Source organism: Pseudomonas sp. AA-38 (assembly GCF_029457475.1).
Taxonomy (GTDB): domain Bacteria; phylum Pseudomonadota; class Gammaproteobacteria; order Pseudomonadales; family Pseudomonadaceae; genus Aquipseudomonas.
The window spans coordinates 5,278,167-5,303,414 of the sequence record NZ_CP120359.1 but is presented as its reverse complement, the minus strand read 5'-3'; the positions used below and the strand labels follow the sequence as shown (position 1 = coordinate 5,303,414).

Below are 25,248 nucleotides of genomic sequence, written 5' to 3'. Positions count from 1 at the left end.
GGGTGGTGCTAGCCGCTGCGGGGCAATCTCACAGCGAAGTGGTCATGGTTTGGCCTCGCAGCCCACGGCAGCTACGGGGCGCGAAGGCCGTTCAGCGAGCAGCGCGGCGATCAGCACCAGGGCGCCGCCGAACCATTCGCCCGGCCCCAACTGGCGCTCGCCGAAGGCCGCGGCGGTGAGTACCGCGACCACCAGTTCGACCAGCACCAGCACCGCCGCGCGGCTGGTTTCGACGTGGCTGAAGCCATATTGCGCGGCACACATGGCGATCAGCCAGAACACCCCGAACAGGCCAAGCTGCAGCCACTGCATGGGGGCCACCGCCGGCAGCGCGATCTCCTGCAGCAAGCAGAACAGCCCACCGCTGAGCGCCGCCCCGACGAAGGCGGCGAGCGTCTTGCTGGCCAGTGGAACCTGCCCGGCGGAGCGGGTGGCCAGGTTGTTGGCGGCGAAGGCGATGCCGGCTGACAGCGCCAGCCAGTCACTGCCTTGCAGCGGACGGAAGGTGTCGGCATCGATACCCAGGGTCAGGGCAATGCCGATCATGGCCAGCACGACCGCGCCGATGCGACTGGCGTTGAGCCGTTCGCCGAGCAGCAGGCGGCTGCCCAGCAGGCTCCATACCGGCGCCAGGTAGAACAGCAGCATGGCGCGTACCACGTCGCCTTCGGACAGGGCACCGACCAGTCCGGCAGTGGCCCAGCCGCCACACAGACAGACCACCGCCAGGGCGCGCCGCTGCGGCCACCAGGCGCGTTGCTGAGCCAGCAGCACCGGCACGGCCAGCAGGCATAGCAGGCTGTAGCTGTAGACCACCACCGGCATGCCGAGCAGTCCCTGTCTGGCCAGGTGTTCCAGGGGCATCCAGCCCAGGCCCCAGAAGCTGGCGCCGAGCAGCAGAACGACTTCCGGGCGCATCCCAATCTCCCATCCAGGCACCGTCACCGGGTGCTCTGCATCTGTTCATCGAGGAGGCTCATCGCGCAGCGTCGCGTCGTCTGGCGCGGCTGCGTGTCCGAGCCGAGTGAGTTCGGGCAGCAAGTCCGGTGCCAGCTACGTCCGAGTGCCTGAATGACGGGCATTGCACTGGCGCGACTCTCTTGGCCCCGCACCAAAGCCAGGCAGGTGCCTGGCTTTGGTGCGGGGTTTGCCTGAATCCGACGAAAGGCTCGTCCTAGAGCCATCAATGCGACCTTGGTCGAGCATGCGAAGGCGGTTCGCGGCTCTAGACTGCCGCTCTTTCCGACCCTGCCTTTCGAGGTTTTTCCGATGCATTGTGATCGTGTGCGGCTGCCTGCGCTGTTGGACAAGGTGATGACGGCGGCCGAAGCGGCCGCCCTGATCGAGGACGGCATGACCGTCGGCATGAGCGGTTTCACCCGCGCAGGCGAAGCCAAGGCGGTACCGCTGGCGCTGGCCGAACGTGCCCGCCAGCAGCCGCTGAGCATCAGCCTGATGACCGGCGCGAGCCTCGGTAACGACCTCGACAAGCAACTCACCGAGGCCGGCGTGCTGGCCCGGCGCATGCCGTTCCAGGTCGATGCCACGCTGCGCAAGGCGATCAACGACGGCCGCGTCATGTTCATCGACCAGCACCTGTCGGAAACCGTTGAGCAACTGCGCAACCACCAGCTCAAGAAGCCCGATATCGCCGTGATCGAGGCGCTGGCTATCACCGAGCAGGGCCATATCGTACCGACCACCTCGGTGGGCAACTCGGCCAGCTTCGCCATTTTCGCCGAGCGTGTGATCGTCGAGATCAACCTGGCGCACAACGCCAATCTCGAAGGCCTGCACGACATCTACATTCCCACCTACCGGCCGACCCGCACGCCCATCCCGTTGACCCGGGTGGACGACCGCATCGGCGCCACCGCCATCCCCATCCCGGCGGAGAAGATCGCCGCCATCGTCATCAGCGAGCAGCCGGACTCGCCCTCCACCGTGCTGCCGCCGGACTGCGAAACCCAGGCCATTGCCGACCACCTGATCGACTTCTTCAAGCGCGAAGTGAACGCCGGGCGCATGAGCAACAGCCTCGGCCCGCTGCAGGCCGGCATCGGCTCCATCGCCAATGCGGTGATGTGTGGCCTGATCGACTCGCCGTTCGAGGGCCTGAGCATGTACTCCGAGGTGCTGCAGGACTCCACCTTCGCCCTGTTCGATGCCGGCAAGCTGGCCTTCGCCTCGGGCAGCTCGATCACCCTCTCGGCGCGGCGCAATGCCGATGTGTTCGGTAACCTGGAGCGCTACAAGGACAAGTTGGTGCTGCGCCCGCAGGAAATCTCCAATCACCCCGAGGTGGTGCGGCGCCTGGGCATCATCGGCATCAACACGGCGCTGGAGTTCGACCTGTACGGCAACGTCAACTCCACCCACGTCGGCGGCACGCGGATGATGAACGGCATCGGTGGCAGTGGCGATTTCGCCCGCAACGCCCACCTGGCGATCTTCGTCACCAAGTCCATCGCCAAGGCCGGGGCGATCTCCAGCGTGGTGCCCATGGTCAGCCATGTCGATCATAGCGAGCATGACGTCGATATCCTCGTCACCGAGCAGGGCCTGGCCGACCTGCGGGGTCTGGCGCCGCGCGAGCGCGCCCGGGCGATCATCGACAATTGCGTGCACCCGGACTTCCGCGCCGCACTGAACGACTACTTCGAGCGTGCCTGCCAACGGGGTGGCCACACGCCGCACATCCTGCGCGAAGCGCTGCAGTGGCACATCAACCTGGAAGAGACCGGGCGCATGCTCGCAGGCTGATGGGCTAGGGGCTGTTGTCGTTTCGCGCATGACTCGCGTCGAAACGGCACAGACCCTATGCTGGTCATACCTAACCTCCGACTGGCCGGCCGGCGCTGATCTGGCCAGCCGGCGCACGATCCAGTAGGGTGTGATGCGCCAGCTTCCGGGGAGACCTGAACCATGCGCAAATGGCAATGCATCGTCTGCGGTTTCATCTACGACGAGGCCCTGGGCCTGCCCGAGGAGGGCATCGCGCCCGGCACGGCCTGGGAAGACGTGCCCGCCGACTGGGTGTGCCCGGACTGCGGCGTGGGCAAGGTCGACTTCGAGATGATCGAGATCGTCTGAGCACGGCGAGCTGGCATGAGCAACGGATCAATGGCGACGGCCTGCAGGCCGTCGCGTCGTTTTCGCAGTGAGGAATCACCCCCATGAGTGCACCTGTCGTCATCGTCGGTACCGGCCTGGCCGGTTACAACCTGGCCAAGGAATGGCGCAAGCTCGACAGCGAGACGCCGCTGCTGCTGATCAGCGCCGATGACGGCCGCTCCTACTCCAAGCCCATGCTGTCCACCGGCTTCGGCAAGAACAAGGATGCCGACGGCCTGGTGATGGCCGAGGCCGGCGCCATGGCCGAGCAGCTCAAGGCCGAGATCCGCACCCATACCCGTATCACCGGCATCGACCCGGGCCACAAGCGCCTGTGGATCGGCGAGGAAGCCGTGCCTTACCGCGACCTGGTGCTGGCCTGGGGCGCCGAGCCGATCCGCGTGCCGGTGGCCGGTGATGCCGAGGACGCCATCTTTCCCATCAACGACCTCGAGGACTACGCACGCTTCCGTGCAGCCGCGGCAGGCAAGCGCCGCGTGCTGATCCTTGGGGCCGGGCTGATCGGCTGCGAGTTCGCCAACGACCTGCGCCTGGGGGGGCTGGATGTCGACGTGGTGGCGCCTTGCGAGCAGGTGATGCCGGGCCTGCTGCATCCGGCCGCGGCTGCTGCCGTACAGGCTGGGCTGGAAGGGCTGGGCACACGTTTTCATCTCGGCCCGACCCTGGCCAGCCTGCAGCACCAGGGCGAGGCGCTGCAGGCACATCTGTCCGACGGTACGCTGATCGACTGCGACCTGGTGGTGTCCGCCGTCGGCCTGCGTCCGCGTACCGCGCTGGCCGCAGCGGCTGGCCTGGACATCAACCGTGGGGTGATGGTGGATCGGCAATTGCGCACCTCGCACGCCAATATCTTCGCCCTGGGTGATTGCGCCGAGGTCGATGGCCTCAACCTGCTCTACGTCATGCCGTTGATGAATTGCGCGCGGGCCCTGGCCAAGACCCTGGCCGGCGAGCCGACTGCGGTGGCCTACGGCCCCATGCCGGTGACGGTGAAGACCCCGGCCTGCCCGCTGGTGGTGTCGCCCCCTCCCCATGGCAGCCAGGGCGAGTGGACGATCGACGGCAGCGGCGCGGATATCAAGGCGCTATGTCGAGATGCCGCCGGTGCACTGCTTGGCTACGCCCTGACCGGGGCTGCCGTGCAGGAGAAACTGGCCTTGAACAAGGAGTTGCCAGCGCTGTTGGCCTAAATACCGGGCGTTCTGTCGGATACGCCACGAAAATCGGCCTGTAATGCCTGGCGGGGTACTGGCGCCGGGCGAACTGGCGTGCCATTCTGCTTGCGTCTGCCGCAGCGCAGAGCTGTTGCGGCGCCTTGGGCGCTGTTCTGAAGAACAGCACGGACACAACAACAAAAAACCGTCAAAGAGGCACTTATGCGTAAACCGGAACTCGCCGCCGCCATTGCCGAGAAGGCTGACCTGACCAAGGATCAGGCCAATCGTGTACTCAACGCCGTACTCGAAGAGATCACCAATGCGCTGAACCGCAAGGACAGCGTGACTCTGGTGGGCTTCGGCACATTCGTCCAGCGTCATCGCGGTGCCCGCACGGGCAAGAACCCGCAAACCGGCCAGCCGGTGAAGATCAAGGCCAGTAACACCGTGGCCTTCAAGCCGGGAAAATCCCTCAAGGATGCGGTCAACTGACGAGCCAGGCTTCGGCAGGCCGTTAGGCAAGGCGCCCTGCAAGCGCTTCCTGTCGGTGGAGGCGGTTGCAGGGCGTCGTGTTTCAGGGCGTGATTTCGCGCAGGTTCGCCAGCGGCACCCAGCCGGACGCCTGACTGCCCAGCTTTTCGCACCAGACCCAGCCGTTCAGATGGCGGCTGCCGATGAGCCGCTCCCCGATGCGCACATCCAGTTCCCTGGCCGTGTAATCCTCGCGGGCGCGAGCACAGTGCTCATCGATCCTGTCGAGAATTTGCAGGGGAACCCAGCCGCCTTTCTGTCCAGGTGCCGTGCAGAACCGCCAGTCCTCCCAGCCTTCCGGCCCCTCGTAGCGCTCGCCCAGGATCAACCGCGTGCCCTTCACGAAATGAATGGGCTCAGGGTATTCGCTCTGGTGATCCTGAATGACCTGATAATGAACGCTCAGCATGGAACCTGCACGCGGATGGGGAGGATGTCTGTCACCTTAGGCGGCAGGTCAGAGGTGAGCAAGGGTTCGGGCAAGCCGTTCTTTGGGCAGGCTGTAGTTCGGCGTTCAAGACACTACAATGCGCCATCATCCTCTTCGTTTCCTGAGGCCTGCGCATGAAATTTCGTTTTCTTCTTTGGATGCTGGGCCGGCTGATGGCCAAGGCCAGCCGTGACAACCCTGCTTTCCAGCAGCAACTGGAAGGGCGTGATCTGGTATTCCAGTTGCACACCCTGGACGGCAAGCTGGCACGTCACTACATCGTCAAGAACCAGCGGGTCAGCAGCAAGCGTGGCGTGGCCAATGAGCCGGCTTTCGCCATCGGCTTCAAGGACGCCCCCTTCGGCTTCGCCACCATGACCGCGAAGAACAAGCAACTGGCGTTCATGCAGGGCATCCAGAACAAGGACATCCAGATTCAGGGCAACCCGGCATTGGTCATGTGGTTCCAGGGCCTGACCAAGTACCTGATGCCCAAGAAGAAGGCCGGTTCGGCGAAAAAGGCCGCTTGACTGGTCGTCAGGCCGGGCATTGTCTAGGCTGCCTGCAGGTTCCTGCGAGAAGCCTCGATCATGCGCTCCCTGCTCCTGCCCTGCCTGTTGCTATCGGCCTGCCTGGCGCGTGCCGAGCCCGTCTCGGCGCCTGCCATGTTGCGCGTCTTCGAGCTGGCGGGCATTCAACTGCTCTGCGAGCAGAGCGCGCCCATGCTGTCGCACGGCCAGGATGCCGCGCAACATGCGCTCCTGCAGACCCTCTTCGACCCACAGGCGCTTTGCCGGCAACTGGCCGAGCGTCTTGCCGTGCGCTTCGAGTTGGCACAGCTTGAGCAGGCCCAGGCCGCACTTGGTGGCGAGTTGGCACAGCGTTTCACTGAGGCCGAACGCGAAGTGGGCGAGCAACCCGAGGCACTGGCCGCCTACCGCGAACGTCTGCGGCAACAGCCGGTGCGAGGCGCACGACTGGCGTTGATCCAGCGCCTCGACCAGGCCGCCCATACCTCCGAACTGGCCAGCCTGCTGCGTTACGAGGTGGGCAAGACCCAGGCCCTGCTGGCGCTCCTGGCGCGCGGCGAGGATCTGGACGAGCAAAGTCTGCAGGAGCGCACGCAAGCGCAGGCCGAAGCCATCCACCAGTCCAGTGCGCAGGCGGTGGAATCCTTCATGCTCTTTGCCTATCGGCAGATGCCCAGCGACCAGTTGGCCGCCTATGCGGCGCTGTATGAGCAGCCCGAGGTACAGGCATTGCTTGCGGCCAGCCTGCAGACCATGCCGGAACTATTCGGCGAGCGGCGCGAGCAGCTACGCAAGACGGTGAGCAAGCCGTAGGGCGGACTGGAACGCCGGTCGTTCGTAGCGAACAGTCCGCCTGGCCATGCCGAGTTCGGCGCCACGACTCCTGTCCAATACTCCACAAATGGCGCGCTGCCCGGTGCGCCCTGCGGCACTGCATGGATGCAGGCGACGCAGGAGGCCAAAGCCGAGTACGCCTTACGTACCTTCGTGGCGGCAGGCTTCAGTGCGTGGGGAACTGCGCAGCCAGTTCGCGCAGCGCCGCTTCGGCACTGAGCACCTTGTTCACGGCGTCTTCGGCTTTTTCCCGGCTCAGGCCGAGGGCCTCGAACAGTTCCTCGGGAATCTCGCCGCGTGGGCCGGCGCCGATACCGCGATTGCGCAGCAGGCTCACGGCCAGGCACACCAGGTTGGCGAACGCGGCGTTGTCCCCGGCGTAGCTCGGGTCGTGCTGGAAACGCAGGGCGCAGGACAGCTCTTCGGGCATGTCCCAGTGGCGCATCAGCCAGGCGCCGATCTGCTCGCGGGTGATGCCCAGCAGGTGCTGCTCGACATGGCTGTGCGACAGGTGCGGATTGACCTCCAGGTGACGGCAGATCAGCGAGAAGTGCGGCGGAAAGACATGCGCCAGCACCAGATAGCCGAAGTTGTGCAGCAGGCCAGCGAGGTAGGTCAGGCCTGCCTCCGGGCGTTGCGCGCGGGGTAGAGCCCGGGTCAGGCCCTCGATCACGGCGGCGGTGTAGATCGCCTGTTGCCAGTAGGGGGTGGCTTGTTGCGGTTGATCCTTGGGCAGGCTCAGGGTCTTGCCCAGCGCCAGGCCCAGGGCCAGGTTGATCACCAGGTCGAAACCCAGTACGCGGACGATGGCGTCCTCTACCGAGCGGATCTTGCCGGGGGCCGCGTAGTAGGGCGAAGCGGCCCAGCTCACCACCTGTGCCGCCAGCGCCGGATCGGTCTCGACCACGCCGGTGATGTCATCCACCGTGGCATTGGGGTCGACGCGCAGCTTGATGATCTTCTGTGCGGTTTCCGCCAGCGGCGGAATCTCGATGGTTTCTTCCAGGCGCTGCTGGATGCGGCGTGCGGTGAAGGCCTGTACCGCCTGGGTGATCTCGGCGCGGTCATCGTCGGGGCGGTCGAGGTTCAGGCGAATGGCACTGACGAGCTCGCCGAAACGTGCGGCGCTGGCCTTGCTGAGCAGGGTCTTGAAGGCTTCCGTGGGGATCTCCAGCAGTACGCCGGGCTGGCCGGAGTCGACCAGCAGCTTGGGCGCTTGCAACAGGCGCTCTTCATACAGGCAAGGCGAACTGGTCAGGGGTGGCAGGCCGGGCAGCAGCGCCAGGGCATGCTTTCCCAGCATGCGCTCCAGGCGTTCCGGGCGCACGGCGGTGAGCTGGCGTCCGGTGAGTTCGGCCAGGCGCGCCAGGTCGAGCAACTGACTGCGCGGATAGAGCACCAGCAGGGCGCCGACGGCGTCCTCCAGCAGTACCGCCTGGACGCGTGCCTCGGCCGGCAGGCCAGGGCGCTCCGTGATGACCTGGTAGGGCAGGGCGAGCTTTTCCAGCAGTTGCACGATCATGGCAGGCGGTTGCAGTGAGGCGTCGGGAGCGAAAGCGGCTTCAGTCATATCGATATCCAGCGTTGGCGCGTCTGCCCGAAGTATAACCAGTGGGCAGGTGCGCACAGTTTCGTGGCGACGGGCGTATTGTGAAGAATGTCACACTTGACCGTATTGTTGGCCGTGACGCAACCAGCGTTCCAGCAGCGGCGCCACATGTTGCGGCCAATGTTCCATCAGGGCCTGGGCGGCGTCACGCACGGCCGGCAGCAGATCGGCGTCGCGCATCAGGTCGGCGACCTTGAATTGCAGCAGGCCGGTCTGGCGTGTACCGAGCATTTCCCCGGGGCCGCGCAGTTCCAGATCCTTTTCGGCGATGACGAAGCCATCGGTGGTCTCGCGCATGATCGCCAGGCGTTCGCGGCCCAGTTGCGACAGCGGCGCGTGATAGAGCAGCACGCAATGGCTGGCGGCGCTACCCCGGCCGACCCGCCCACGTAGCTGGTGCAACTGGGCCAGGCCCAGGCGCTCCGGGTTCTCGATGATCATCAGGCTGGCGTTGGGCACGTCCACGCCCACCTCGATCACCGTGGTGGCCACCAGCAACTGCAGGTGGCCTTGCTTGAATTCGTCCATCACCGCCGCCTTCTCAGCCGGCTTCATGCGCCCGTGAATCAGGCCCACGCGCAACTCTCCGAGGGCGGCGGAAAGCTCCTCGAAACTGGTTTCCGCGGCCTGGCAGGTCAGCTCCTCGGATTCCTCGATCAGGGTGCACACCCAGTAGGCCTGGCGCCCCTGGCGGCAGGCATTGCGCACTCGCTCGATGACTTCGATGCGACGGCTATCGGCGATCACCAGGGTATTCACCGGGGTACGACCAGGGGGCAGTTCGTCGAGGATCGAGGTGTCCAGGTCGGCGTAGGCGCTCATGGCCAGCGTACGCGGGATGGGCGTGGCGGTCATGATCAACTGATGTGGGCACAGGCGCCCGTCGATGCCTTTCTGGCGCAGGGCCAGACGCTGTTGCACGCCGAAGCGGTGCTGCTCGTCGATGATCACCAGTGCCAGCCGCTTGAATTTCACCTCGTCCTGAAACAGCGCATGGGTGCCGACCACCATGGGGCAGCCGCCTGCGATCTGCCCCAGAGCCGCTGCGCGGGCCTTGCCCTTGAGCTTGCCGGCCAGCCAGGCGACCTCCAGGCCAAGCGGTGCCAGCCATTTGCTGAAGTTGAGAAAGTGCTGCTCGGCGAGGATCTCGGTGGGTGCCATCAGCGCCACCTGATAGCCGGCCTCCAGCGCCTGCAGGGCGGCCAGTGCGGCGACCACGGTCTTGCCGGCGCCGACGTCGCCCTGCACCAGGCGCAGCATGGGCTCGCTCTGCGCCAGGTCATAGGCGATCTCGGCGCCGACCCGCTGCTGCGCGCCGGTGGGGGCGAAGCCGAGGTTATCGAGGAACTGCCGGGGCAGTTTCTGCGCCGCCGGCAGCGCCGGAGCCTGCTGGGTGCGCACCTGCTCGCGCAGGCGTTGCAGGGAAAGCTGATGGGTCAGCAACTCCTCGAAGGCCAGGCGGTGCTGGGCCCAGTGACGGCCTTCGGCAAGCTCTTCGACATCGGCGTCCGGCGGTGGCCGGTGCAGGTAGCGAATGGCTTCATCCAGCGGTGCCAGGCGGTAATCGCGGGCTAGCTGGTCGGGCAGCCAGTCCGGCAGGCTGCGTGGGCCGAGCCGCGCCAGGGCTTGCTGGCTGAGCTGGCGCAGACGCTGTTGGGTGAGGCCTTCGGTAGTGGGGTAGATGGGGGTCAGGCTCTGTTCTACCGGGGCCGGTTCGTCGCCATTCTGCGCGCGGTATTCCGGGTGATAGATCTCCAGGCCGGTGGCGCCCGGACGCACCTCGCCGTAGCAGCGCAGGGTGGTGCCGCGTTTCAGGCCATCCTTCTGCGCCTGGCTGAAGTGGAAGAAGCGCAGGCTCAGGGTACCGCTGCCGTCCTGCAGGCGCACCAGCAGGCTGCGGCGGCGACCCATGACCACATCGGCCCCGGCGACCATGCCTTCGACCACTGCATCCTGGCCTGGGCGGAGGGCGCCGATGGGGGTGATGCGGGTGCGATCCTGATAGCGCAGCGGCAGGTGGAAGAGCACGTCCTGCAGGTTTTCCAGGCCCACCTTGGCGAGCTTTTCCGCCAGGGCGGCGCCCACGCCCTTGAGCGCGGTGACCGGTACCGTCGCCAGTTCGCTCACGCCAGCCTCAGGCGCTCTTGGCCTGTGGGCGGGCGACCGAGCACAGGCGCACGGAGTCGGCCAGCACTTCGATGGCGTTGGGCCGTGGGAAGCTGGCGCGCCAGGCGATGGCCACGGTGCGGAAGGGCACGGGCGCGCTGAGCGGGCGTACTTCGATCACCCCAGGGGCGTAATGGTGGCTGTCCACCGCCGAGAACGGCAGGATCGACACGCCGAGGCCGGAGGCGACCATGTGGCGGATGGTTTCCAGCGAGCTGGACTCCACCGTGGTGTGCTTGGCATGTTCGTCGCCGCCCTTGCGCAGGGAGGGGCAGGCCTCCAGCACCTGGTCGCGGAAGCAGTGGCCCTCGCCCAGCAGCAGGAGGCTCTTGTCGTTGAGCAGCTTGGTGTCGATGCTGTCCATCTTCGCCCAGGGGTGGCCGGCGGGTAGCAGGGCGAAGAAGGGCTCGTCGTACAGCGGCTTGGTCAGGACATCGGCTTCCTGGAAGGGCAGGGCGATGATGATGGCGTCCAGTTCACCCGTGCGCAGCTTGTCGCGCAGGATATGGGTGAAGTTTTCCTCGATGTACAACGGCATGTCCGGGGCGACCCGGTGCAGTTGCGGAATCAGGTGCGGGAACAGGTAGGGGCCAACGGTATAGATGGCGCCGATGCGCAGCGGCGCGGCTAGCTGGTTCTTGCCGGCTTGGGCCAGTTCGCGGATGCCTTGCGCTTGCTCCAGTACCTTCTGTGCCTGGGTGACGATGCCTTCGCCCACTGGCGTCAGGCGCACCGCGCTCTTGCTGCGCTCGAAGATCAGCACGCCGAGTTCGTCCTCGAGCTTCTTCACGCCCACCGACAGGGTCGGCTGGCTGACGTGGCAACGCTCGGCCGCGCGGCCGAAATGCTGCTCCTGAGCGAGGGTGACGATGTAGCGCAGTTCGGTGAGGGTCATAGTATTTTTCCATTGGACTGCCGCAAGCATAGCGGTTGCAGTCAATGGAACCAAGCGCCCATGGCTGCATGCCTGGGCGCTCGGCCGTCAGCGTCGTTCCAGCGAGTAGGAGAACGGCGCGATGATTTCCAGCGTGCCGTTGTTCAGCAGCTCTGCTGGCGGCTTGGGTAGCGGCTGGGCACGACGGATGGTCTGCAGCGTGGCGCGATCCAGCGAGGCGCTGCCGGATTTGCCGACCAGGCTGTAGGACTGCACCATGCCATTGGCATCGACCACGAAACGCAGGCGATTGGTGCCCTTGATGCCACGACGACGCGCATCCTCCGGGTAACGCTTGTAGCGCGCCAGGTGGTTGAACAGCTCGCTCTGCCAGGTGCGTTCGGCCGCACTCGGCGCACTCGCGGCGGCGGCCTGCGGTGCTGCCGGTTTGCTGTCGCTGGGCGCCGGGGTTGTCGGGGCGACGGTTTCCTTGACGCTCTCGGTCTCCTGCGGTTTGACAGGCTTGGGCTCCGGCGGCTTGGGTTTCGGAGGCTGCGGCTTGGGCTTGGGTTTCGGCTTGGGCGGCAGGGCGATCTTCGGCTTCGGCGCTTCGACGACCTTGGGCTGCGGCTCGGGCTCCGGTTCCGGTTGTACCGGCGGCGGTGGTGGCGCCGGCGCGGGGGCGGGAGCCGGCAGTGGCTCCAGCTCGATCATCATGGCGGCAGGCGGCAACTCCAGCGGCTGCGCCTTGACCGTCCAGAACATCATCCATAGTCCGATCGCCACATGCAGGCCGAGAATCACCAGCAGGCTGAGGCCCCAACCGGACAGCTTGCGTACATTGGCCATCAGTTACCGACCGTCTCCAGGCCTACCAGGCCGATCTTCAGATAGCCCGCGCTACGCAGGGCGTCCATCACTTCCATGAGGCGACCGTAATCGACCTTCTTGTCGCCACGGACGAAGATGGTCTTGTCCTTGTCGGCCTGGGTCAGCTTGTCCAGGGCGGCGCCGAGCTGCTGCTCGCTGACCACCTCGTTGTCCAGATACAGGCTGAGGTCTTCCTTGATGCTCAGGTAGATCGGCTTGTCCGGACGCGGCGCGGGTTTGGCCGTGGAGGCGGGTAGATCCACCTTGATGTCCACGGTCGCCAGCGGTGCGGCGACCATGAAGATGATCAACAGCACCAGCATCACGTCGATGAAGGGCGTCACGTTGATTTCGTGCGTTTCCTGCAGATCGTCGCTCTCGTTGAGATGAATGCCCATGGCTTACCCTGCCTTGACCATGTGCGGTGCTTGGCGCTCGCCCGGCAGGTGGTCGAGGTCGCGGCTGACCAGCAGCAGCACCTGTGCCGAGGCGTCGGAGACCTGGGCCTTGTAGCTGGCGATGGAGCGGGCGAAGGCGTTGTAGATGACTACGGCCGGGATCGCCGCGACCAGGCCCAGGGCGGTGGCCAGCAGGGCTTCGGCGATGCCGGGGGCGACCACGGCGAGGTTGGTGGTCTGGGTCTTGGCGATGCCGATGAAGCTGTTCATGATTCCCCAGACGGTGCCGAACAGGCCGACGAAGGGGGCGGTGGAACCGATGGTGGCGAGCACGCCGGTGCCCTGGCTCATCTGCCTGCCGCAGGCGGCGACCAGGCGCTCGAGGCGAAAGCTGACGCGCTCCTTGATGCCATCGGTGCCCTGCACGTTGCCGGATAGCTTCACTTCCTCCAGAGCATCCTGCACCAGGCGATGGGAGATGCACGCCTCGCCGTTCATGCTGTTGCCGGCGTCTTTCAGGGTGCGCGCGGCTTTCAGTACCGGCAGTTCGCGACGCAGGCGACGGCGGGCGACGGTCAGCTCGACGGTCTTCGCCAGCCACACGGTCCAGGTCAGGATGGACGCGAGAATCAGGCCGATCATCACCCCTTTGACCACTACGTCCGCGCCCTGGTACATGCCCCAGGGAGAGAGGTCATGGGCCATGGCTGGCTCCTCGAGTGCCGCATCGTCCAGCCCTGCGCCGATATTCTCGGCCTGAGCCATGGCCTCCAGTGTCTTCTCGATCTCCTCGGCCGGCACCCCCTGCTCGGTCAGCGTCTGGCGGGTCGTTTCACGAATCTGCTGCGGCGTGGCATCCGCGCCGAGCGCCTCCAGTTTGCTGGCCAGCTCCGCATTGCCTGCCGATACGGCTGCCGGCAGCGCAGCATCGTTCGCGGCAGGTGCTTCGGCCGCTGTCGCAGCCGCAGCAGGCGTGGCTGGTTCTTCGGCGAATGCGGTGCCACCGGGCAGCAGGGCCATGCCGAGCAGGAAGGCGGCCAGCGTGCGGGTGCGACGGAAGAACGAGAAGGGCTTGGCGCTGAGAGCGGTAGGTTTCATGGGGTGGACCTGAACGGTGAATTGCAATGTCGACCGTCGCACAGGTGCGGCGGAAAGTGGTGCATTATTGCAATTAATTCTTGTTTGTGAAAGTGATAATGTAACACTCGCTCGGCCTTGCCGCTGAAGTTTGCCGCTTGCGGGCCGCGCCCTTTATCCTCGGGCTTTTGGGAGGCGCTCCGATGCTCGAATCTCCTCGTGTACTGATAGCCGGTTGCGGCGACGTAGGCAGTCGCCTGGCATTGCGCCTGCAAGACAAGGGCTGGGTGGTGCATGGCTTGCGGCGCAACGTCGCGGCCTTGCCGGCGGGCATTCATGCGGTGCCGGGCGACCTGCAGGTGGCCACCTGCCCAGCGGCCTGGCCGACCGCTGAGCTGGACTACCTGGTGTACTGCGCCGCTGCCAGCCAGCATGACGAGGCCGGCTATCGCGCCGCATACGTCGAGGGCTTGCGCCATGTGCTGAGTTGGCTGGCCACGCATGGACAGCGACCTCGGCGCCTGCTCTTCGTGTCCAGCAGCGGGGTCTATGGTCAGCAGGAGGGGGAGTGGGTCGACGAGGATTCGCTGGCCGAGGCGCAGAGCTACTCGGCTGTGATCATGCGCGAGGCGGAACGCCTCGCCCTGAACAGCGGTCTGCCAGCGACCACGGTGCGCCTGACCGGGCTCTACGGCCCAGGCCGCCAGTGGTTGCTGAATCAGGTGCGCAATGGCTACCGGGTCAACGCGACGCCGCCGCTGTACGGCAATCGCATCCATGTCGACGACGCCGCCGGGCTGCTCGCTCATCTGCTCGAAGCCGATGGTCGTGGCGAGCCTCTGGCCGACTGCTACCTGGGCGTGGACGATGAGCCGGCGCCGCTGCACGAGGTGGTGGCCTGGCTGCGTGAGCGCCTGGGTGTTAGCCACTGGAGCGACGAGCAGCGCGTGCGCCGTGCCGGCAGCAAGCGTTGCAGCAACGCCCGCGCCCGCGCACTGGGCTGGGCGCCGCAGTATCCCAGCTACCGCGAAGGCTACAGCGCGATCCTGCAAGGTGCCTGAGGGTGGACGCCAACCGCCTGCTGGCCAAGCCCTGGTTGCCCGGTGTGGAGCTGTTTCACGCCGACTTCTCCGGACAGCCGTTCGGGCGTCACAGCCACGATGCCTTCGCCATCGGTGCCATCGTCCAGGGTGTCGGTGGCTACCAGTGTCGCGGTCAGCGCCACGCTCTGCCGGCCGGCACCCTGTCGCTGATGAATCCCGAGGAGCCGCATACCGGTCATGCCGAGTCGCCGCGCCTGGTTTACCGCATGCTCTATGTGGAGGAGTTGCGGCTGCCGGCCTTGCTCGGGCGCAAGCGTCTGCCGGGTGGTTTTGACTGTCTCAATCCCGCCGATGATGGCGCCATTGCCGCTGCCCTGGCGCGCCTGGCCGGGGAATTCGAGCGCAGTGATGCGCTGGTCCTGGAAAGCGAGCTGCTGGCCGTGCTGGAACTGGTGTTCGTGCGCCATGGCGGTTTGCGTGCGGCACGCCCCGCCGCGCGTGATGGCGGGGTGACGGCGCGGGTGCGCGACTATCTGGAGGCGCATTACGCCGAGGCGGTTTCCCTTGAGCAACTGGCGGCATTGGTGCAACGCCATCCGCGTCACCTGATCGAGGCTTTCCGCCAGGCCTATGGCGTACCGCCGCATACCTACCTGTTGCAGCGCCGGGTGCGCGAGGCCAAGCGTCTGCTGCTGGGCGACCAGGCGCCGCTGGCGGTGGCCCTGGGCCTGGGCTTCTACGATCAGGCGCATTTTTCCGGCACCTTCAAGCGTTTCACTGGCGTGACCCCCGGTCAGTTCCGGCGCGCCGCGCAGACCTGAGTTTTCTCCAAGACGGCGGCTCATGGGGCTGGCGAGACTGACCTCCTGTTCAGAGGGAGGTCATTTTGCGATGTTCGCGTTGTTCCTGTTGGTGGCTGGCACCCATTTCGCCGCGCTGTTGTCGCCGGGGCCGGATTTCTTTCTGCTGATCCGTACGGCGCTCGGTGAGGGGCGGCGCCAGGCCGATGGTTGCGCCAGCGGTATCGCCCTGGCCAACCTGCTGAGCATGATCCTGGTGCTGCTCGCGCTGGGGATGTTGCCGGGGCAGGGCGGAGCGTTCTGGCGGGCCTTGCAGGCGGTTGGTGGCGGTTATTTCATCTGGCTCGGTATGCAGGCGCTGTTCGCCAGGCGCGAGCTGCAGTTGTCGTCGGCGGAGCAACTGGCGCAAGGCAACTGGTGGCACGGCCTGCGTCAGGGCCTGCTGGCCAGCAGCCTCAACCCCAAGCTGCCCTTGTTCTATGCCGGGTTGTTTGGCGTGCTGCGCGAAGCGGCAATGCCCGCCTGGGGCCTGGCATTGGCCATGCTGTGGATGACTCTGGTGGTCTTGGGGTGGGATCTGGCCCTGGTGCGGCTACTGCGTCATCGGCGCTGGCGAGCCTGGTTGCAGCGCCAGGTGCGCTGGCTGGATCGAGGCTGTGGAGTGCTGCTGTCGGCCCTTGGGCTCTGGTTGTTGATCGGCAGCGCGGCCTGAGCGCCGCGCTGCCTGCGATCATTTGCGCTTGAGCAACCAGCGTTGCGGGCCGGGCTGGTACTCGGGCATCTCGTCGAACTGGGCACGGTTCTGCGCCTCGAAGATGCGTAGCTGATTGCCCTCATGGACGAACAGCCAGGGGCTGCCCTGATCGCCCAGTTGCAGCCAGATGCTGTCGTTGTCACCGCTCATGGCAGCGCAATCACCGGCCAGGCACAGCGCGTAGCGTTCGGCGCCGGGCAGGCCCTGCAGGCTGCCGTCCGCGCCAAAGCGCACCAGGCCGCCCTGGCCGGGGCCTTCCACGATCATCCAGTCGCCGCCCAGGTAGGCGCGGTACAGGGCCTGCTCGAAATTGCTACCCGGGGCCGACGAAGCCTGGGCTGGCGGCACCCGGACGAACTGCTGCTCTGGCCAGTAATCGCTGGCAACCTGAGTGAGTTGACCCTCGTGCATGCTGAGCTGCTCGCGGTAGTTGCCGTAGAAGGTCACCTGCCAGTGCAGGGGATCCAGCGGCTCGATGTTGCCTTCGGCCAGCTCGAAGCCATTGCTGTAGGTCGCCTGCCGTTGCCGGGTATCGATATGCCACTCGAGGTTGGGGCCGTAGGCCAGCAGTGATTCGCGCAGATGGCCGCTCTCGCGCGCGGCATCGATGGCAGCCTGGTTGATCCAGGTGCCATTGGGATCGTCGTTCGGTTTGCTGGCGCAGCCAACCAGCAAGGTGCTGCACAACAGCAGGGTGATCAGGCGCATGATGCTCTCCGCACGGGAGAAAGGAGGGAACAGGCGGGGCCTGAGCCCCGCCGCCGGGCTTATTCGAGCACCAGGATGGCGTCCATTTCCACCTGCGCGCCGCGCGGCAGAGCGGCCACGCCGATGGCGGCACGGGCCGGGTAGGGCTGCTCGAAGTAACGGCCCATGATCTCGTTGACCTTGGCGAAGTGCGACAGGTCGGTGAGGAAGATGTTCAGCTTGACGATGTCCTTGAACGAACCACCGGCTGCTTCGGCCACGGCCTTGAGGTTCTCGAACACCTGCACGGTCTGCGCCTCGAAACCTTCCACCAGTTCCATGCTCGCCGGATCCAGCGGGATCTGCCCGGACATGTAGACGGTGTTGCCGGCCTTGATCGCCTGGGAGTAGGTGCCGATGGCGGCGGGGGCCTTGTCGCTGCTGATGACGGTCTTGCTCATGAATGACTCCTTGAAAGGGCAGCCTCAAGCCGGAAGCTCCAAGCTGCAAGTAAAGACGGCTGTCAGGCTACAGATTGCACATGGCGGGCTCAAGAAAGCAGCGCGTGCTTGTCGCTTGCAGCATGAGGCTGGTCGCTGTCGTCAGGCGCGTACCCGAGTGATGCGGGTGACGCCCTTGAGCGCGCGCAGCTTCTTGATCACCCGTGCCAGGTGCACGCGGTCGTGCACGCTGATCACCAGTTGTACCACGCTGATGCGGCCATCGCGCTCGTCCATGCCGATCTTCTCGATATTGCCATCGGCGGCGTTGACGCTGCTGGCCAGCAGGGCGATCAGGCCGCGCTGGTGCTCCAGCTCGACGCGCAATTCGACGTTGAATTCGCCGGTGACATCCTTGGCCCAGTTGAGCTGGATGCATTTTTCAGGGTTGTGGCGGATGTCGACGATATTGCGGCAGCTTTCCATGTGCACCACCATGCCCTTGCCGGCAGACAGGTAGCCGACGATGGGGTCGCCCGGGATTGGTGTGCAGCATTTGGCGTAGCTCATCACCAGGCCTTCGGTGCCGCGGATCGCCAGTGGCCCTTCGCTATTCGGCAGGGCATCGCCGCTCTCGGCCAGCAGGCGGCGGGCGACCACGTAGGCCATGCGGTTGCCCAGGCCGATGTCCTCGAGCAGATCCTCGAAGACTTCCTGGCGGTACTCGGCAACCACGGCTTGCACGCGCTCCGGGGCGATCTTTTCCAAGTGTGTGTCGAAGCTGGCCAGCACCTTGTTCAGCAGGCGTTCGCCGAGGCTGATGGATTCGGAGCGGCGCTGCTGTTTGAGGGCGTGGCGAATGTGCGTACGTGCCTTGCCGGTGACCACGAAGTTGAGCCAGGCCGGATTGGGGCGGGCACCCGGGGCGGTGACGATTTCCACCGTCGAGCCGCTTTCCAGCGCCTGCGACAGCGGCGCCAGGCGGCGATTGATGCGGCAGGCGATGCAGGTATTGCCGACGTCGGTGTGCACCGCGTAGGCGAAGTCGACCGCGGTGGAGCCTTTCGGCAGCTCCATGATGCGGCCCTTGGGCGTGAACACGTAGACCTCGTCCGGGAACAGGTCGATCTTCACGCTCTCGATGAATTCCAGGGAATTACCCGCTCTCTGCTGGAGTTCGAGTACACCCTTGACCCACTGCCGCGCACGGGCGTGATTGCCCTTGGGCACATCGTCATCGTTGGACTTGTACAGCCAGTGCGCGGCGATGCCGTTGTTGGCCATCTCCTCCATCTCGCGGGTGCGGATCTGGATCTCGATGGGCACGCCGTGCATGCCGAACAGCGTGGTGTGCAGCGACTGGTAGCCGTTGGCCTTGGGAATCGCGATGTAATCCTTGAAGCGCCCCGGCAGCGGCTTGTACAGGTTGTGCACGGCGCCGAGCACGCGGTAGCAGGTGTCGACCTTGTCGACGATGATACGGAAGGCGTAGACGTCCATGATCTCGTTGAACGCCTTACGCTTGCCGCGCATCTTCTGGTAGATGCTGTAGAGGTGCTTCTCGCGGCCGATCACCTCGCCTTCCATGCCCTCGCGTTGCAGGCAGGCCTGGATCGATTCCTCGATCTTGGCGACGATCTCCTTGCGGTTGCCCCGAGCGCGGCGCACGGCGGCGCGGATGCGCTCGGAGCGCATCGGGTGCATGGCCTTGAAGCCCAGATCCTCGAACTCCACGCGCATGTTGTGCATGCCCAGGCGGTTGGCGATGGGGGCGTAGATTTCCAGGGTTTCCTTGGCGATGCGCCGGCTCTTCTCGTGCGGCATGGCATCGAGGGTGCGCATGTTGTGCAGGCGGTCGGCGAGCTTGACCAGAATCACGCGAATGTCGCGGGCCATGGCCATGGCCATCTTCTGGAAGTTCTCGGCCTGCGCCTCGGCCTTGGTCTCGAAGTTCATCTGGGTCAGCTTGCTGACCCCGTCGACCAGTTCGGCCACGGTTTCGCCGAACTGCGCGTTGAGCGCTTCCTTGGCGATGCCGGTGTCTTCGATGACGTCGTGCAGCATGGCGGCCATCAGGCTCTGATGATCCATGTGCATGTCGGCGAGGATGCTGGCCACGGCCAGCGGATGGGTCACGTAGGCTTCGCCGCTGCGGCGGCGTTGCCCATCGTGCGCCTGTTCGGCGTAGAAATAGGCTCGGCGCACCAGGTTGACCTGGTCATGGCCGAGGTAGGTCGAAAGTCGGTCGGCGAGAGCGTCTATGCCAGCCATGGGGTGCCTCCCTCATGACCGGCTTGGCTATGCGCCGCGCAACTTCGACCCGGCATCATCGACTTACAGAGGCTCGTTGGCCTCTTCCTCGAAGGCAGCGAACAGAGGCTCTTCTTCGACGATGTCTTCCTGGGCGACGATCTCGGCGTCTACCAGGCCAGCCGCGATCTCGCGCAGGGCGACGACGGTGGGCTTGTCGTTTTCCCAAGCCACTTTCGGCTCCTTGCCGCCGGTGGCTAGCTGGCGCGAACGCTTGGTCGCGAGCATGACCAGCTCGAAGCGGTTATCAACGTTGTCCAGGCAATCTTCGACGGTAACGCGAGCCATGGTGTTCCTCGTAACATGTGCGGATAAGCTTGGCCCGAGCGGGCGAGCGGACTCAATAGTGTAAAGCAGCCGCAAGCGACAAGCTACAAGCAGAAGCCAATCCGGCCTTGCTTTTACTTGCAGCTTGTGGCTTGAAGCGTGCCGCTGCTTTTAGGCCAACAACTCGCCGAGCAAACCGGCGTGGCGTTGCTGTTGCTGCGCCTGGCATAGCTGATTGCAGCGGAAGATGGCTTTCAGATCGCTCAGGGCATGGTTGAAGTCATCGTTGATCACCAGGTAGTCGTACTCGACGTAGTGGCTCATTTCGCTGACCGCTTCGCGCATGCGGCGCTCGATGATCTCGCCGCTGTCCTGGCCGCGGTTGGTCAGGCGGTGACGCAGGGCTTCCTGGGTCGGTGGCAGGATGAAGATGGATCTGGCCTGCGGCATCAGCTTGCGTACCTGCTGCGCGCCCTGCCAGTCGATTTCCAGGATCAGGTCGAAGCCCTCGGCCAGGGTCTGTTCGACCCACTTCTGCGAGGTGCCGTAGAAGTTGTCGAACACCTGGGCGTGCTCGAGAAACTCGCTACGCTCGATCATGGCGCTGAACTGTGCATGGTCGACGAAGTGGTAGTTGACCCCGTCCACCTCGCCCGGACGCATGGCGCGGGTGGTGTGCGATACCGAGACGCGAATCTGCGGTTCGCTCTCGATCAGCGCCTTGACCAGGCTGGTCTTGCCGGCGCCAGAGGGGGCGGAAACGATATAGAGGGTGCCGGTGGTGATGGCCATGGAAAAGCGTCCTGAAAAACGGTGAACGAAAGATAGCAGCCGTCTGGCTGGCGTTACTCGATGTTCTGCACCTGCTCGCGCATCTGCTCGATCAGCACCTTGAGGTTGACCGCTGCCTGGGTACTGCGCGGATCGAAGGCCTTGGAGCCGAGGGTATTGGCCTCGCGGTTGAGTTCCTGCATCAGGAAGTCCAGGCGCCGCCCGGCGGCGCCACCGACCTTGAGCACGCGGCGCACTTCGCTGACATGGGTGCTCAGACGATCCAGTTCCTCGGCCACGTCGCTCTTCTGCGCCAGCAGCACCAGCTCCTGCTCCAGGCGCTGCGGGTCGAGTTCGGCCTGCATCTCGGCGAAGCGGGTTTCAATCTTGGTGCGCTGGCCGGCGAGCATCTGCGGTACCAGTTCGCGCAGGGCGGCGACTTCGTCGAGGATGGCGTCGAGGCGTTCGTTGAGCAGCTTGGCCAGTTCCGCCCCTTCACGGGCACGGCCGGCCTTGAGTTCTTCCAGCGCCTGGCCGAACAGGGTCAGGGCGGCAGCGTTCAGGGCCTGCGGATCGGCCGAGTCGGCCACCAGCACGCCAGGCCAGGCCAGCACTTCCAGTGGGTTGAGCGGCGCCGGCTGCTGGATCAGGGCGGCGATCTGTTCGGCGGCGGCGATCAGTTGGCGGGCGCGCTCGTTGTCGACCTGCAGCGCTTTGCCGGCATTTTCTTCGGCGAAGCGCAAGGTGCATTCCACTTTTCCGCGCGACAGGCCCTGGCGCAGGGCCTCACGCACCGCGCCTTCGAGATCGCGAAAGGCGTCGGGCAGACGCAGGTGCGGTTCCAGATAGCGATGATTGACGGAGCGCAGTTCCCAGCTCAGGGTGCCGTGGGCAGTCGCCTGCTCGTGGCGGGCAAAGGCCGTCATGCTGTGGACCATGGGGATACCTCGCGGACATTCGGCTCGAAAAGCGCAGGATTGTAGCCCAGGGCGAGTGCCCATTTCATGCGCTGGCAATCCGGCATGCCCCTGCTCGCCGTCTGCCAGGGCCAATTCGGCGTGTCGTGGCGCCCTGCCGCCCCTATAATGCGTGCTGTTTTCACTTAACGAAGTAGGTATCGCTCGATGAAACGTCCCAGTGGCCGCGCCGCCGATCAGTTGCGCTCGATCCGCATCACCCGCAACTACACCAAGCACGCCGAGGGTTCGGTACTGGTGGAGTTCGGCGATACCAAGGTGATTTGCACCGTCAGCGTCGAATCCGGCGTGCCGCGCTTCCTCAAGGGCCAGGGCCAGGGTTGGCTGACCGCCGAGTACGGCATGCTGCCGCGCGCCACCGGCGAGCGTAACCAGCGTGAAGCCAGCCGTGGCAAGCAGGGCGGTCGCACCCTGGAAATCCAGCGTCTGATCGGCCGGTCGCTGCGTGCTGCGCTGGACATGAGCAAGCTGGGCGAGAATACCCTGTATGTCGACTGCGACGTGATCCAGGCCGACGGTGGCACCCGTACCGCATCGATCACCGGAGCCATGGTGGCGCTGATCGACGCACTGAAGGTGCTGAAGAAGCGCGGTGCGCTCAAGGGTGAGCCGCTCAAGCAGATGATCGCCGCCGTTTCGGTGGGTATCTACCAGGGCGAACCGGTGCTGGATCTGGATTATCTGGAGGACTCGGCGGCCGAAACCGATCTCAACGTGGTCATGACCAACGCTGGCGGTTTCATCGAGGTGCAGGGCACCGCCGAAGGCGCGCCGTTCCAGCCTGAGGAGTTCAACGCCATGCTGGCCCTGGCGCAGAAGGGCATGAACGAGATCTTTGAACTGCAACGTGTCGCATTGGTCGACTGATCGATCGCGCCATAAGGAGACGCCGCATGAGCGAAGAGTTCCAGGTACCGCAACCCGTTCCGAGCCAGGAGGCGCGTCAGTGGGCGATGTTCTGCCACTTCGCCGCCTTTCTCGGGCTGGTGTTTCCCTTCGGCAATCTGCTCGGGCCCTTGATTGTCTGGCAGGTGAAGAAGGACATGGATCCCTTCGTCGACGCGCAGGGCAAGGAGGCGCTGAACTTTCAGATCAGCGTCGCCCTGGCGGCGGCGCTGTGCTTCTTGCTGATGATCGTGGTGATCGGTTTTCCGCTGTTGTTGCTGGTCGGCCTGGCGGCGTTGGTGCTGACCATCATCGCTGGTATCAAGGCCAACGAGGGCAAGGCCTATCGCTACCCCTTCAGTTGGCGCCTGGTGAAGTAGGCGAGCGTGCAACAAAAAAGCCGGCGGTCAGCCGGCTTTTTCATGTCTGCAGATCAGATGCTGAGGATCCAGTCGTAATCGACGATCAGCGGCGCATGCTGGGAGAAGCGCGGCTGGCGCGGCAGGCGGGCGCTGCGCACGGTGCGACGCATGCCCGGCGTGAGGAGCTGATAGTCGAAGCGATAGCCCAGGTTGAGCATTTCTGCCTGCTCGCTGTCCGGCCACCAACTGAACTGGTCGCCTTCGCGGCTGACTTCGCGCAAGGCATCGACATAGCCCATGCTGCCGACCACTTCGTCCATCCAGGCGCGTTCCGGCGCCAGGAAGCCCGGCGACTGCTGGCAGTCGCGCCAGTTCTTCACGTCCTGCTTCTGGTGCGCAACATGCAGCGAGCCACAGTAGATGTACTCGCGGCGCTTGCGCCGTTGCTTGTCCAGATAATGGGTGAAGTCGTCCATGAACTTGAATTTCTGATTCAAGCTCTCGTCGCCATCCCGGCCGGTGGGCAGGAGTAGGCTGGCAATACTGACCTTGTCGAAATCTGCCTGCAGGTAGCGCCCGTAGCGATCGGCCATCTCGAAGCCGAGGCCGCTGATCACCGCCTTGGGTTGCAAACGCGAGTAGAGTGCCACGCCACCTTGGCTGGGCACTTCGCCGTCGCATGCATAGAGGAAATAGCCATCCAGTTGGAAAGCTTGGTCGTCCATTTCAAAGGCGGAGGCACGGGTGTCTTGCAGGCAGATCACGTCGGCATTCTGGGCTTGTAGCCAACTGAGCAAACCTCGCTCGGCCGCAGCCTGAATACCATTCACGTTCACACTGATGATCCGCATAAATGGCCCCCAAAAACACGTGCGTGTATGATACCCGAGCTCACTTCATTTAGCTAAATCCGTGCCGTCCGGGACTTTTTCATGCAAGCGTACCAGTGCGATTTCATTCGCTTCGCCATCGAACGTGGGGTTCTGCGTTTCGGTCAGTTCACCCTCAAGTCCGGGCGCACCAGCCCCTATTTCTTCAACGCCGGCCTGTTCGACAGCGGCCTGGCGCTGGCTCAGCTAGGGCGTTTCTACGCCGCTGCCATCGTCGACAGCGGCATCGAATTCGATGTGCTGTTCGGCCCGGCCTACAAGGGTATTCCGTTGGCAGCGACCACTGCCGTGGCACTGGCCGAGCATCATCAGCGCGACCTGCCCTGGTGCTTCAACCGCAAGGAAGCCAAGGATCATGGCGAAGGTGGCACCCTGGTCGGCGCGCCGCTCAAGGGTCGCGTGCTGATAGTCGACGACGTGATCACCGCCGGCACCGCCATTCGCGAAGTCATGCAGATCATCCAGAGCCAGGGCGCGCAGGCCGCCGGTACCCTGATCGCGCTGAACCGCCAGGAACGCGGTCAAGGCGAGCTCTCGGCGATTCAGGAAGTGGAGCGCGATTTCGGCATGCCCGTGGTGAGCATCGTCTCGCTCGAGCAGGTCTTGGAATATCTGGCAGGGGATGCTGAACTCAAACGACATCTGCCGGCGGTCGAAGCCTACCGCGCCGAGTACGGAATCTAGCCCCAGACCAAGGTGGCCCTTATGTCTGCACCGTGCCTGACCCGCTATATGCTGCTGCTGAGCCTGACCCTGCCCTTGTCCGGGATGGCCGCCGAGCTGTATCGCTACGTCGATGACAAGGGGGTGACGGTGCTCAGCCGCCAGGGCGTGCCGCCGGAATTCATCGGCAAGGGCTACGAGGTGCTCAACGACCACGGCCGCGTGCTGCGGGTGATCCCGCCGGCACCGACACCGGAGGAGTTCGCCCGTATGCAGGCAGAGAAGGCGCGAGCCAGCAGCGACGCGCAGTTGCTGCGCCTGTATAGCAATCTCGATGACGTCGATCGGGCGCGCGAGCGCAAGCTCTCCGAGCTGGATGGCTTGATCCGCGTGGCGCGTGGCAACCTGCAGTCGGTGCGTACCCAGCAGGCCAACCTGCAGGGCAAGGCGGCCGAGCACGAGCGCGCCGGGCGTCAGGTGCCGGAAAATCTGCTGGTGCAGATCAGCGGTCTGAGGGATGAACAGGAGCGCCTGCAGCGCGACATCGACCGCTATCAGGCGTCGCGCTTACAGGCCGAGAAGGACTTCGCCGCTGATCGCGCGCGTCTGGCTGAGCTGTTTGGTGGGGGCCAGCGCAAGCAGTAAGCGCCTGGTGTTCCTTTCCTAGACGGGGTATGGGACGTGGCGGCCGCCTTGCCCTCTCCCGCCCTGCGGGCACCCACGGCTTTGGCCTCCTGCATCCTTGTAGCCGTTTCCTGGGGGAGATGCGTGGCGACCGCCTTTCCCTC

28 protein-coding genes are annotated in these 25,248 nt (G+C 65.1%); 13 read left to right on the top strand and 15 right to left on the bottom strand.

Annotation, left to right across the window (positions count from 1 at the left end; genetic code table 11):
• Positions 1–42: 42 nt before the first annotated feature.
• Complete coding sequence (locus PVE35_RS24395; RefSeq protein ID WP_277373244.1) at positions 43–918, bottom strand: DMT family transporter; 876 nt, start codon at positions 916–918, stop codon at positions 43–45.
• A gap of 351 nt (positions 919–1,269) precedes the next feature.
• On the opposite strand from PVE35_RS24395, the gene PVE35_RS24390 reads away from it, so the two are divergent.
• From PVE35_RS24390 to PVE35_RS24375, 4 genes are all read left to right on the top strand, one after another.
• Complete coding sequence (locus tag PVE35_RS24390) at positions 1,270–2,763, top strand: acetyl-CoA hydrolase/transferase family protein (RefSeq protein WP_277373243.1); 1,494 nt, start codon at positions 1,270–1,272, stop codon at positions 2,761–2,763.
• Between the two features lie 162 nt (positions 2,764–2,925).
• Positions 2,926–3,093, top strand: a complete 168-nt coding sequence (locus PVE35_RS24385; protein WP_268179792.1) for a rubredoxin — start codon at positions 2,926–2,928, stop codon at positions 3,091–3,093.
• Between the two features lie 83 nt (positions 3,094–3,176).
• The gene (locus tag PVE35_RS24380; RefSeq protein WP_268179790.1) at positions 3,177–4,325 is read left to right on the top strand and encodes an FAD-dependent oxidoreductase; all 1,149 of its coding nucleotides are present in this window, start codon (positions 3,177–3,179) and stop codon (positions 4,323–4,325) included.
• A gap of 186 nt (positions 4,326–4,511) precedes the next feature.
• The gene (locus tag PVE35_RS24375; protein WP_268179788.1) at positions 4,512–4,784 is read left to right on the top strand and encodes an HU family DNA-binding protein; all 273 of its coding nucleotides are present in this window, start codon (positions 4,512–4,514) and stop codon (positions 4,782–4,784) included.
• Positions 4,785–4,866: 82 nt separating this feature from the next.
• On the opposite strand, the gene PVE35_RS24370 is transcribed toward PVE35_RS24375, so the two are convergent.
• Positions 4,867–5,232: an SH3 domain-containing protein gene (locus PVE35_RS24370; RefSeq protein WP_268179786.1), complete on the bottom strand. Its 366-nt coding sequence runs from the start codon at positions 5,230–5,232 to the stop codon at positions 4,867–4,869.
• 155 nt (positions 5,233–5,387) lie between these two features.
• On the opposite strand from PVE35_RS24370, the gene PVE35_RS24365 reads away from it, so the two are divergent.
• Together PVE35_RS24365 and PVE35_RS24360 are read left to right on the top strand one after the other, a co-directional pair.
• On the top strand, positions 5,388–5,783 hold the full coding sequence (locus PVE35_RS24365) for a helicase (protein WP_268179784.1): 396 nt from the start codon (positions 5,388–5,390) through the stop codon (positions 5,781–5,783).
• A 60-nt stretch (positions 5,784–5,843) separates the two neighbouring features.
• Positions 5,844–6,596, top strand: coding sequence for a hypothetical protein (locus PVE35_RS24360; protein ID WP_268179782.1), 753 nt, complete (start codon positions 5,844–5,846; stop codon positions 6,594–6,596).
• A 187-nt stretch (positions 6,597–6,783) separates the two neighbouring features.
• On the opposite strand, the gene PVE35_RS24355 is transcribed toward PVE35_RS24360, so the two are convergent.
• The 6 genes from PVE35_RS24355 to exbB form a co-directional block, all read right to left on the bottom strand.
• Positions 6,784–8,187: an aminoacyl-tRNA deacylase and HDOD domain-containing protein gene (locus PVE35_RS24355; RefSeq protein ID WP_277373242.1), complete on the bottom strand. Its 1,404-nt coding sequence runs from the start codon at positions 8,185–8,187 to the stop codon at positions 6,784–6,786.
• 90 nt (positions 8,188–8,277) lie between these two features.
• Entirely contained in the window at positions 8,278–10,353 is a 2,076-nt protein-coding gene (gene recG / locus PVE35_RS24350) for an ATP-dependent DNA helicase RecG (protein WP_277373241.1), read from the bottom strand.
• 7 nt (positions 10,354–10,360) lie between these two features.
• On the bottom strand, positions 10,361–11,287 hold the full coding sequence (locus PVE35_RS24345; protein WP_268179779.1) for a hydrogen peroxide-inducible genes activator: 927 nt from the start codon (positions 11,285–11,287) through the stop codon (positions 10,361–10,363).
• Positions 11,288–11,374: 87 nt separating this feature from the next.
• Positions 11,375–12,115, bottom strand: a complete 741-nt coding sequence (locus PVE35_RS24340) for an energy transducer TonB (RefSeq protein WP_268179778.1) — start codon at positions 12,113–12,115, stop codon at positions 11,375–11,377.
• The gene (gene exbD / locus PVE35_RS24335) at positions 12,115–12,534 is read right to left on the bottom strand and encodes a TonB system transport protein ExbD (RefSeq protein WP_268179777.1); all 420 of its coding nucleotides are present in this window, start codon (positions 12,532–12,534) and stop codon (positions 12,115–12,117) included. The genes PVE35_RS24340 and exbD overlap by 1 nt, the downstream gene beginning before the upstream one ends.
• Before the next feature lie 3 nt (positions 12,535–12,537).
• Complete coding sequence (exbB, locus tag PVE35_RS24330) at positions 12,538–13,632, bottom strand: tonB-system energizer ExbB (protein WP_268179776.1); 1,095 nt, start codon at positions 13,630–13,632, stop codon at positions 12,538–12,540.
• A gap of 182 nt (positions 13,633–13,814) precedes the next feature.
• Between exbB and PVE35_RS24325 the strand changes: the two genes are divergently transcribed.
• From PVE35_RS24325 to PVE35_RS24315, 3 genes are all read left to right on the top strand, one after another.
• Positions 13,815–14,672: an NAD-dependent epimerase/dehydratase family protein gene (locus tag PVE35_RS24325; RefSeq protein ID WP_268179775.1), complete on the top strand. Its 858-nt coding sequence runs from the start codon at positions 13,815–13,817 to the stop codon at positions 14,670–14,672.
• 2 nt (positions 14,673–14,674) lie between these two features.
• Positions 14,675–15,475, top strand: a complete 801-nt coding sequence (locus PVE35_RS24320) for an AraC family transcriptional regulator (protein ID WP_268179774.1) — start codon at positions 14,675–14,677, stop codon at positions 15,473–15,475.
• Between the two features lie 70 nt (positions 15,476–15,545).
• Positions 15,546–16,166: a LysE family translocator gene (locus PVE35_RS24315; protein ID WP_268179772.1), complete on the top strand. Its 621-nt coding sequence runs from the start codon at positions 15,546–15,548 to the stop codon at positions 16,164–16,166.
• Between the two features lie 18 nt (positions 16,167–16,184).
• Here PVE35_RS24315 and PVE35_RS24310 read toward each other — a convergent pair whose 3' ends face one another.
• The 6 genes from PVE35_RS24310 to PVE35_RS24285 all read right to left on the bottom strand — a co-directional run bounded on the left by PVE35_RS24310 (position 16,185) and on the right by PVE35_RS24285 (position 21,621).
• Complete coding sequence (locus PVE35_RS24310) at positions 16,185–16,916, bottom strand: hypothetical protein (protein WP_268179771.1); 732 nt, start codon at positions 16,914–16,916, stop codon at positions 16,185–16,187.
• Between the two features lie 59 nt (positions 16,917–16,975).
• Positions 16,976–17,356 (bottom strand): RidA family protein, encoded by a 381-nt coding sequence (locus PVE35_RS24305; protein ID WP_268179770.1) that lies wholly within the window; start codon positions 17,354–17,356, stop codon positions 16,976–16,978.
• A gap of 141 nt (positions 17,357–17,497) precedes the next feature.
• A complete protein-coding gene (spoT, locus tag PVE35_RS24300; protein ID WP_268179768.1) occupies positions 17,498–19,606 on the bottom strand; it encodes a bifunctional GTP diphosphokinase/guanosine-3',5'-bis pyrophosphate 3'-pyrophosphohydrolase in 2,109 nt (702 codons plus the stop codon).
• A 63-nt stretch (positions 19,607–19,669) separates the two neighbouring features.
• Positions 19,670–19,933: a DNA-directed RNA polymerase subunit omega gene (gene rpoZ, locus PVE35_RS24295; protein ID WP_037051139.1), complete on the bottom strand. Its 264-nt coding sequence runs from the start codon at positions 19,931–19,933 to the stop codon at positions 19,670–19,672.
• Between the two features lie 150 nt (positions 19,934–20,083).
• On the bottom strand, positions 20,084–20,704 hold the full coding sequence (gmk, locus tag PVE35_RS24290; protein ID WP_268179765.1) for a guanylate kinase: 621 nt from the start codon (positions 20,702–20,704) through the stop codon (positions 20,084–20,086).
• Between the two features lie 53 nt (positions 20,705–20,757).
• Entirely contained in the window at positions 20,758–21,621 is an 864-nt protein-coding gene (locus tag PVE35_RS24285; RefSeq protein WP_277373240.1) for a YicC/YloC family endoribonuclease, read from the bottom strand.
• A gap of 186 nt (positions 21,622–21,807) precedes the next feature.
• On the opposite strand from PVE35_RS24285, the gene rph reads away from it, so the two are divergent.
• Together rph and PVE35_RS24275 are read left to right on the top strand one after the other, a co-directional pair.
• Positions 21,808–22,527 (top strand): ribonuclease PH, encoded by a 720-nt coding sequence (rph, locus tag PVE35_RS24280; RefSeq protein WP_268179761.1) that lies wholly within the window; start codon positions 21,808–21,810, stop codon positions 22,525–22,527.
• Between the two features lie 26 nt (positions 22,528–22,553).
• Positions 22,554–22,925: a DUF4870 domain-containing protein gene (locus PVE35_RS24275; RefSeq protein ID WP_268179759.1), complete on the top strand. Its 372-nt coding sequence runs from the start codon at positions 22,554–22,556 to the stop codon at positions 22,923–22,925.
• 53 nt (positions 22,926–22,978) lie between these two features.
• Here the strand turns inward: PVE35_RS24275 and PVE35_RS24270 are convergent, their stop codons facing one another.
• Positions 22,979–23,758, bottom strand: a complete 780-nt coding sequence (locus PVE35_RS24270; RefSeq protein WP_268179758.1) for an exodeoxyribonuclease III — start codon at positions 23,756–23,758, stop codon at positions 22,979–22,981.
• Positions 23,759–23,839: 81 nt separating this feature from the next.
• Between PVE35_RS24270 and pyrE the strand changes: the two genes are divergently transcribed.
• Together pyrE and PVE35_RS24260 are read left to right on the top strand one after the other, a co-directional pair.
• On the top strand, positions 23,840–24,481 hold the full coding sequence (pyrE, locus tag PVE35_RS24265; RefSeq protein WP_277373239.1) for an orotate phosphoribosyltransferase: 642 nt from the start codon (positions 23,840–23,842) through the stop codon (positions 24,479–24,481).
• Between the two features lie 21 nt (positions 24,482–24,502).
• On the top strand, positions 24,503–25,105 hold the full coding sequence (locus tag PVE35_RS24260) for a DUF4124 domain-containing protein (protein WP_268179754.1): 603 nt from the start codon (positions 24,503–24,505) through the stop codon (positions 25,103–25,105).
• The last annotated feature ends 143 nt before the right edge of the window (positions 25,106–25,248 follow it).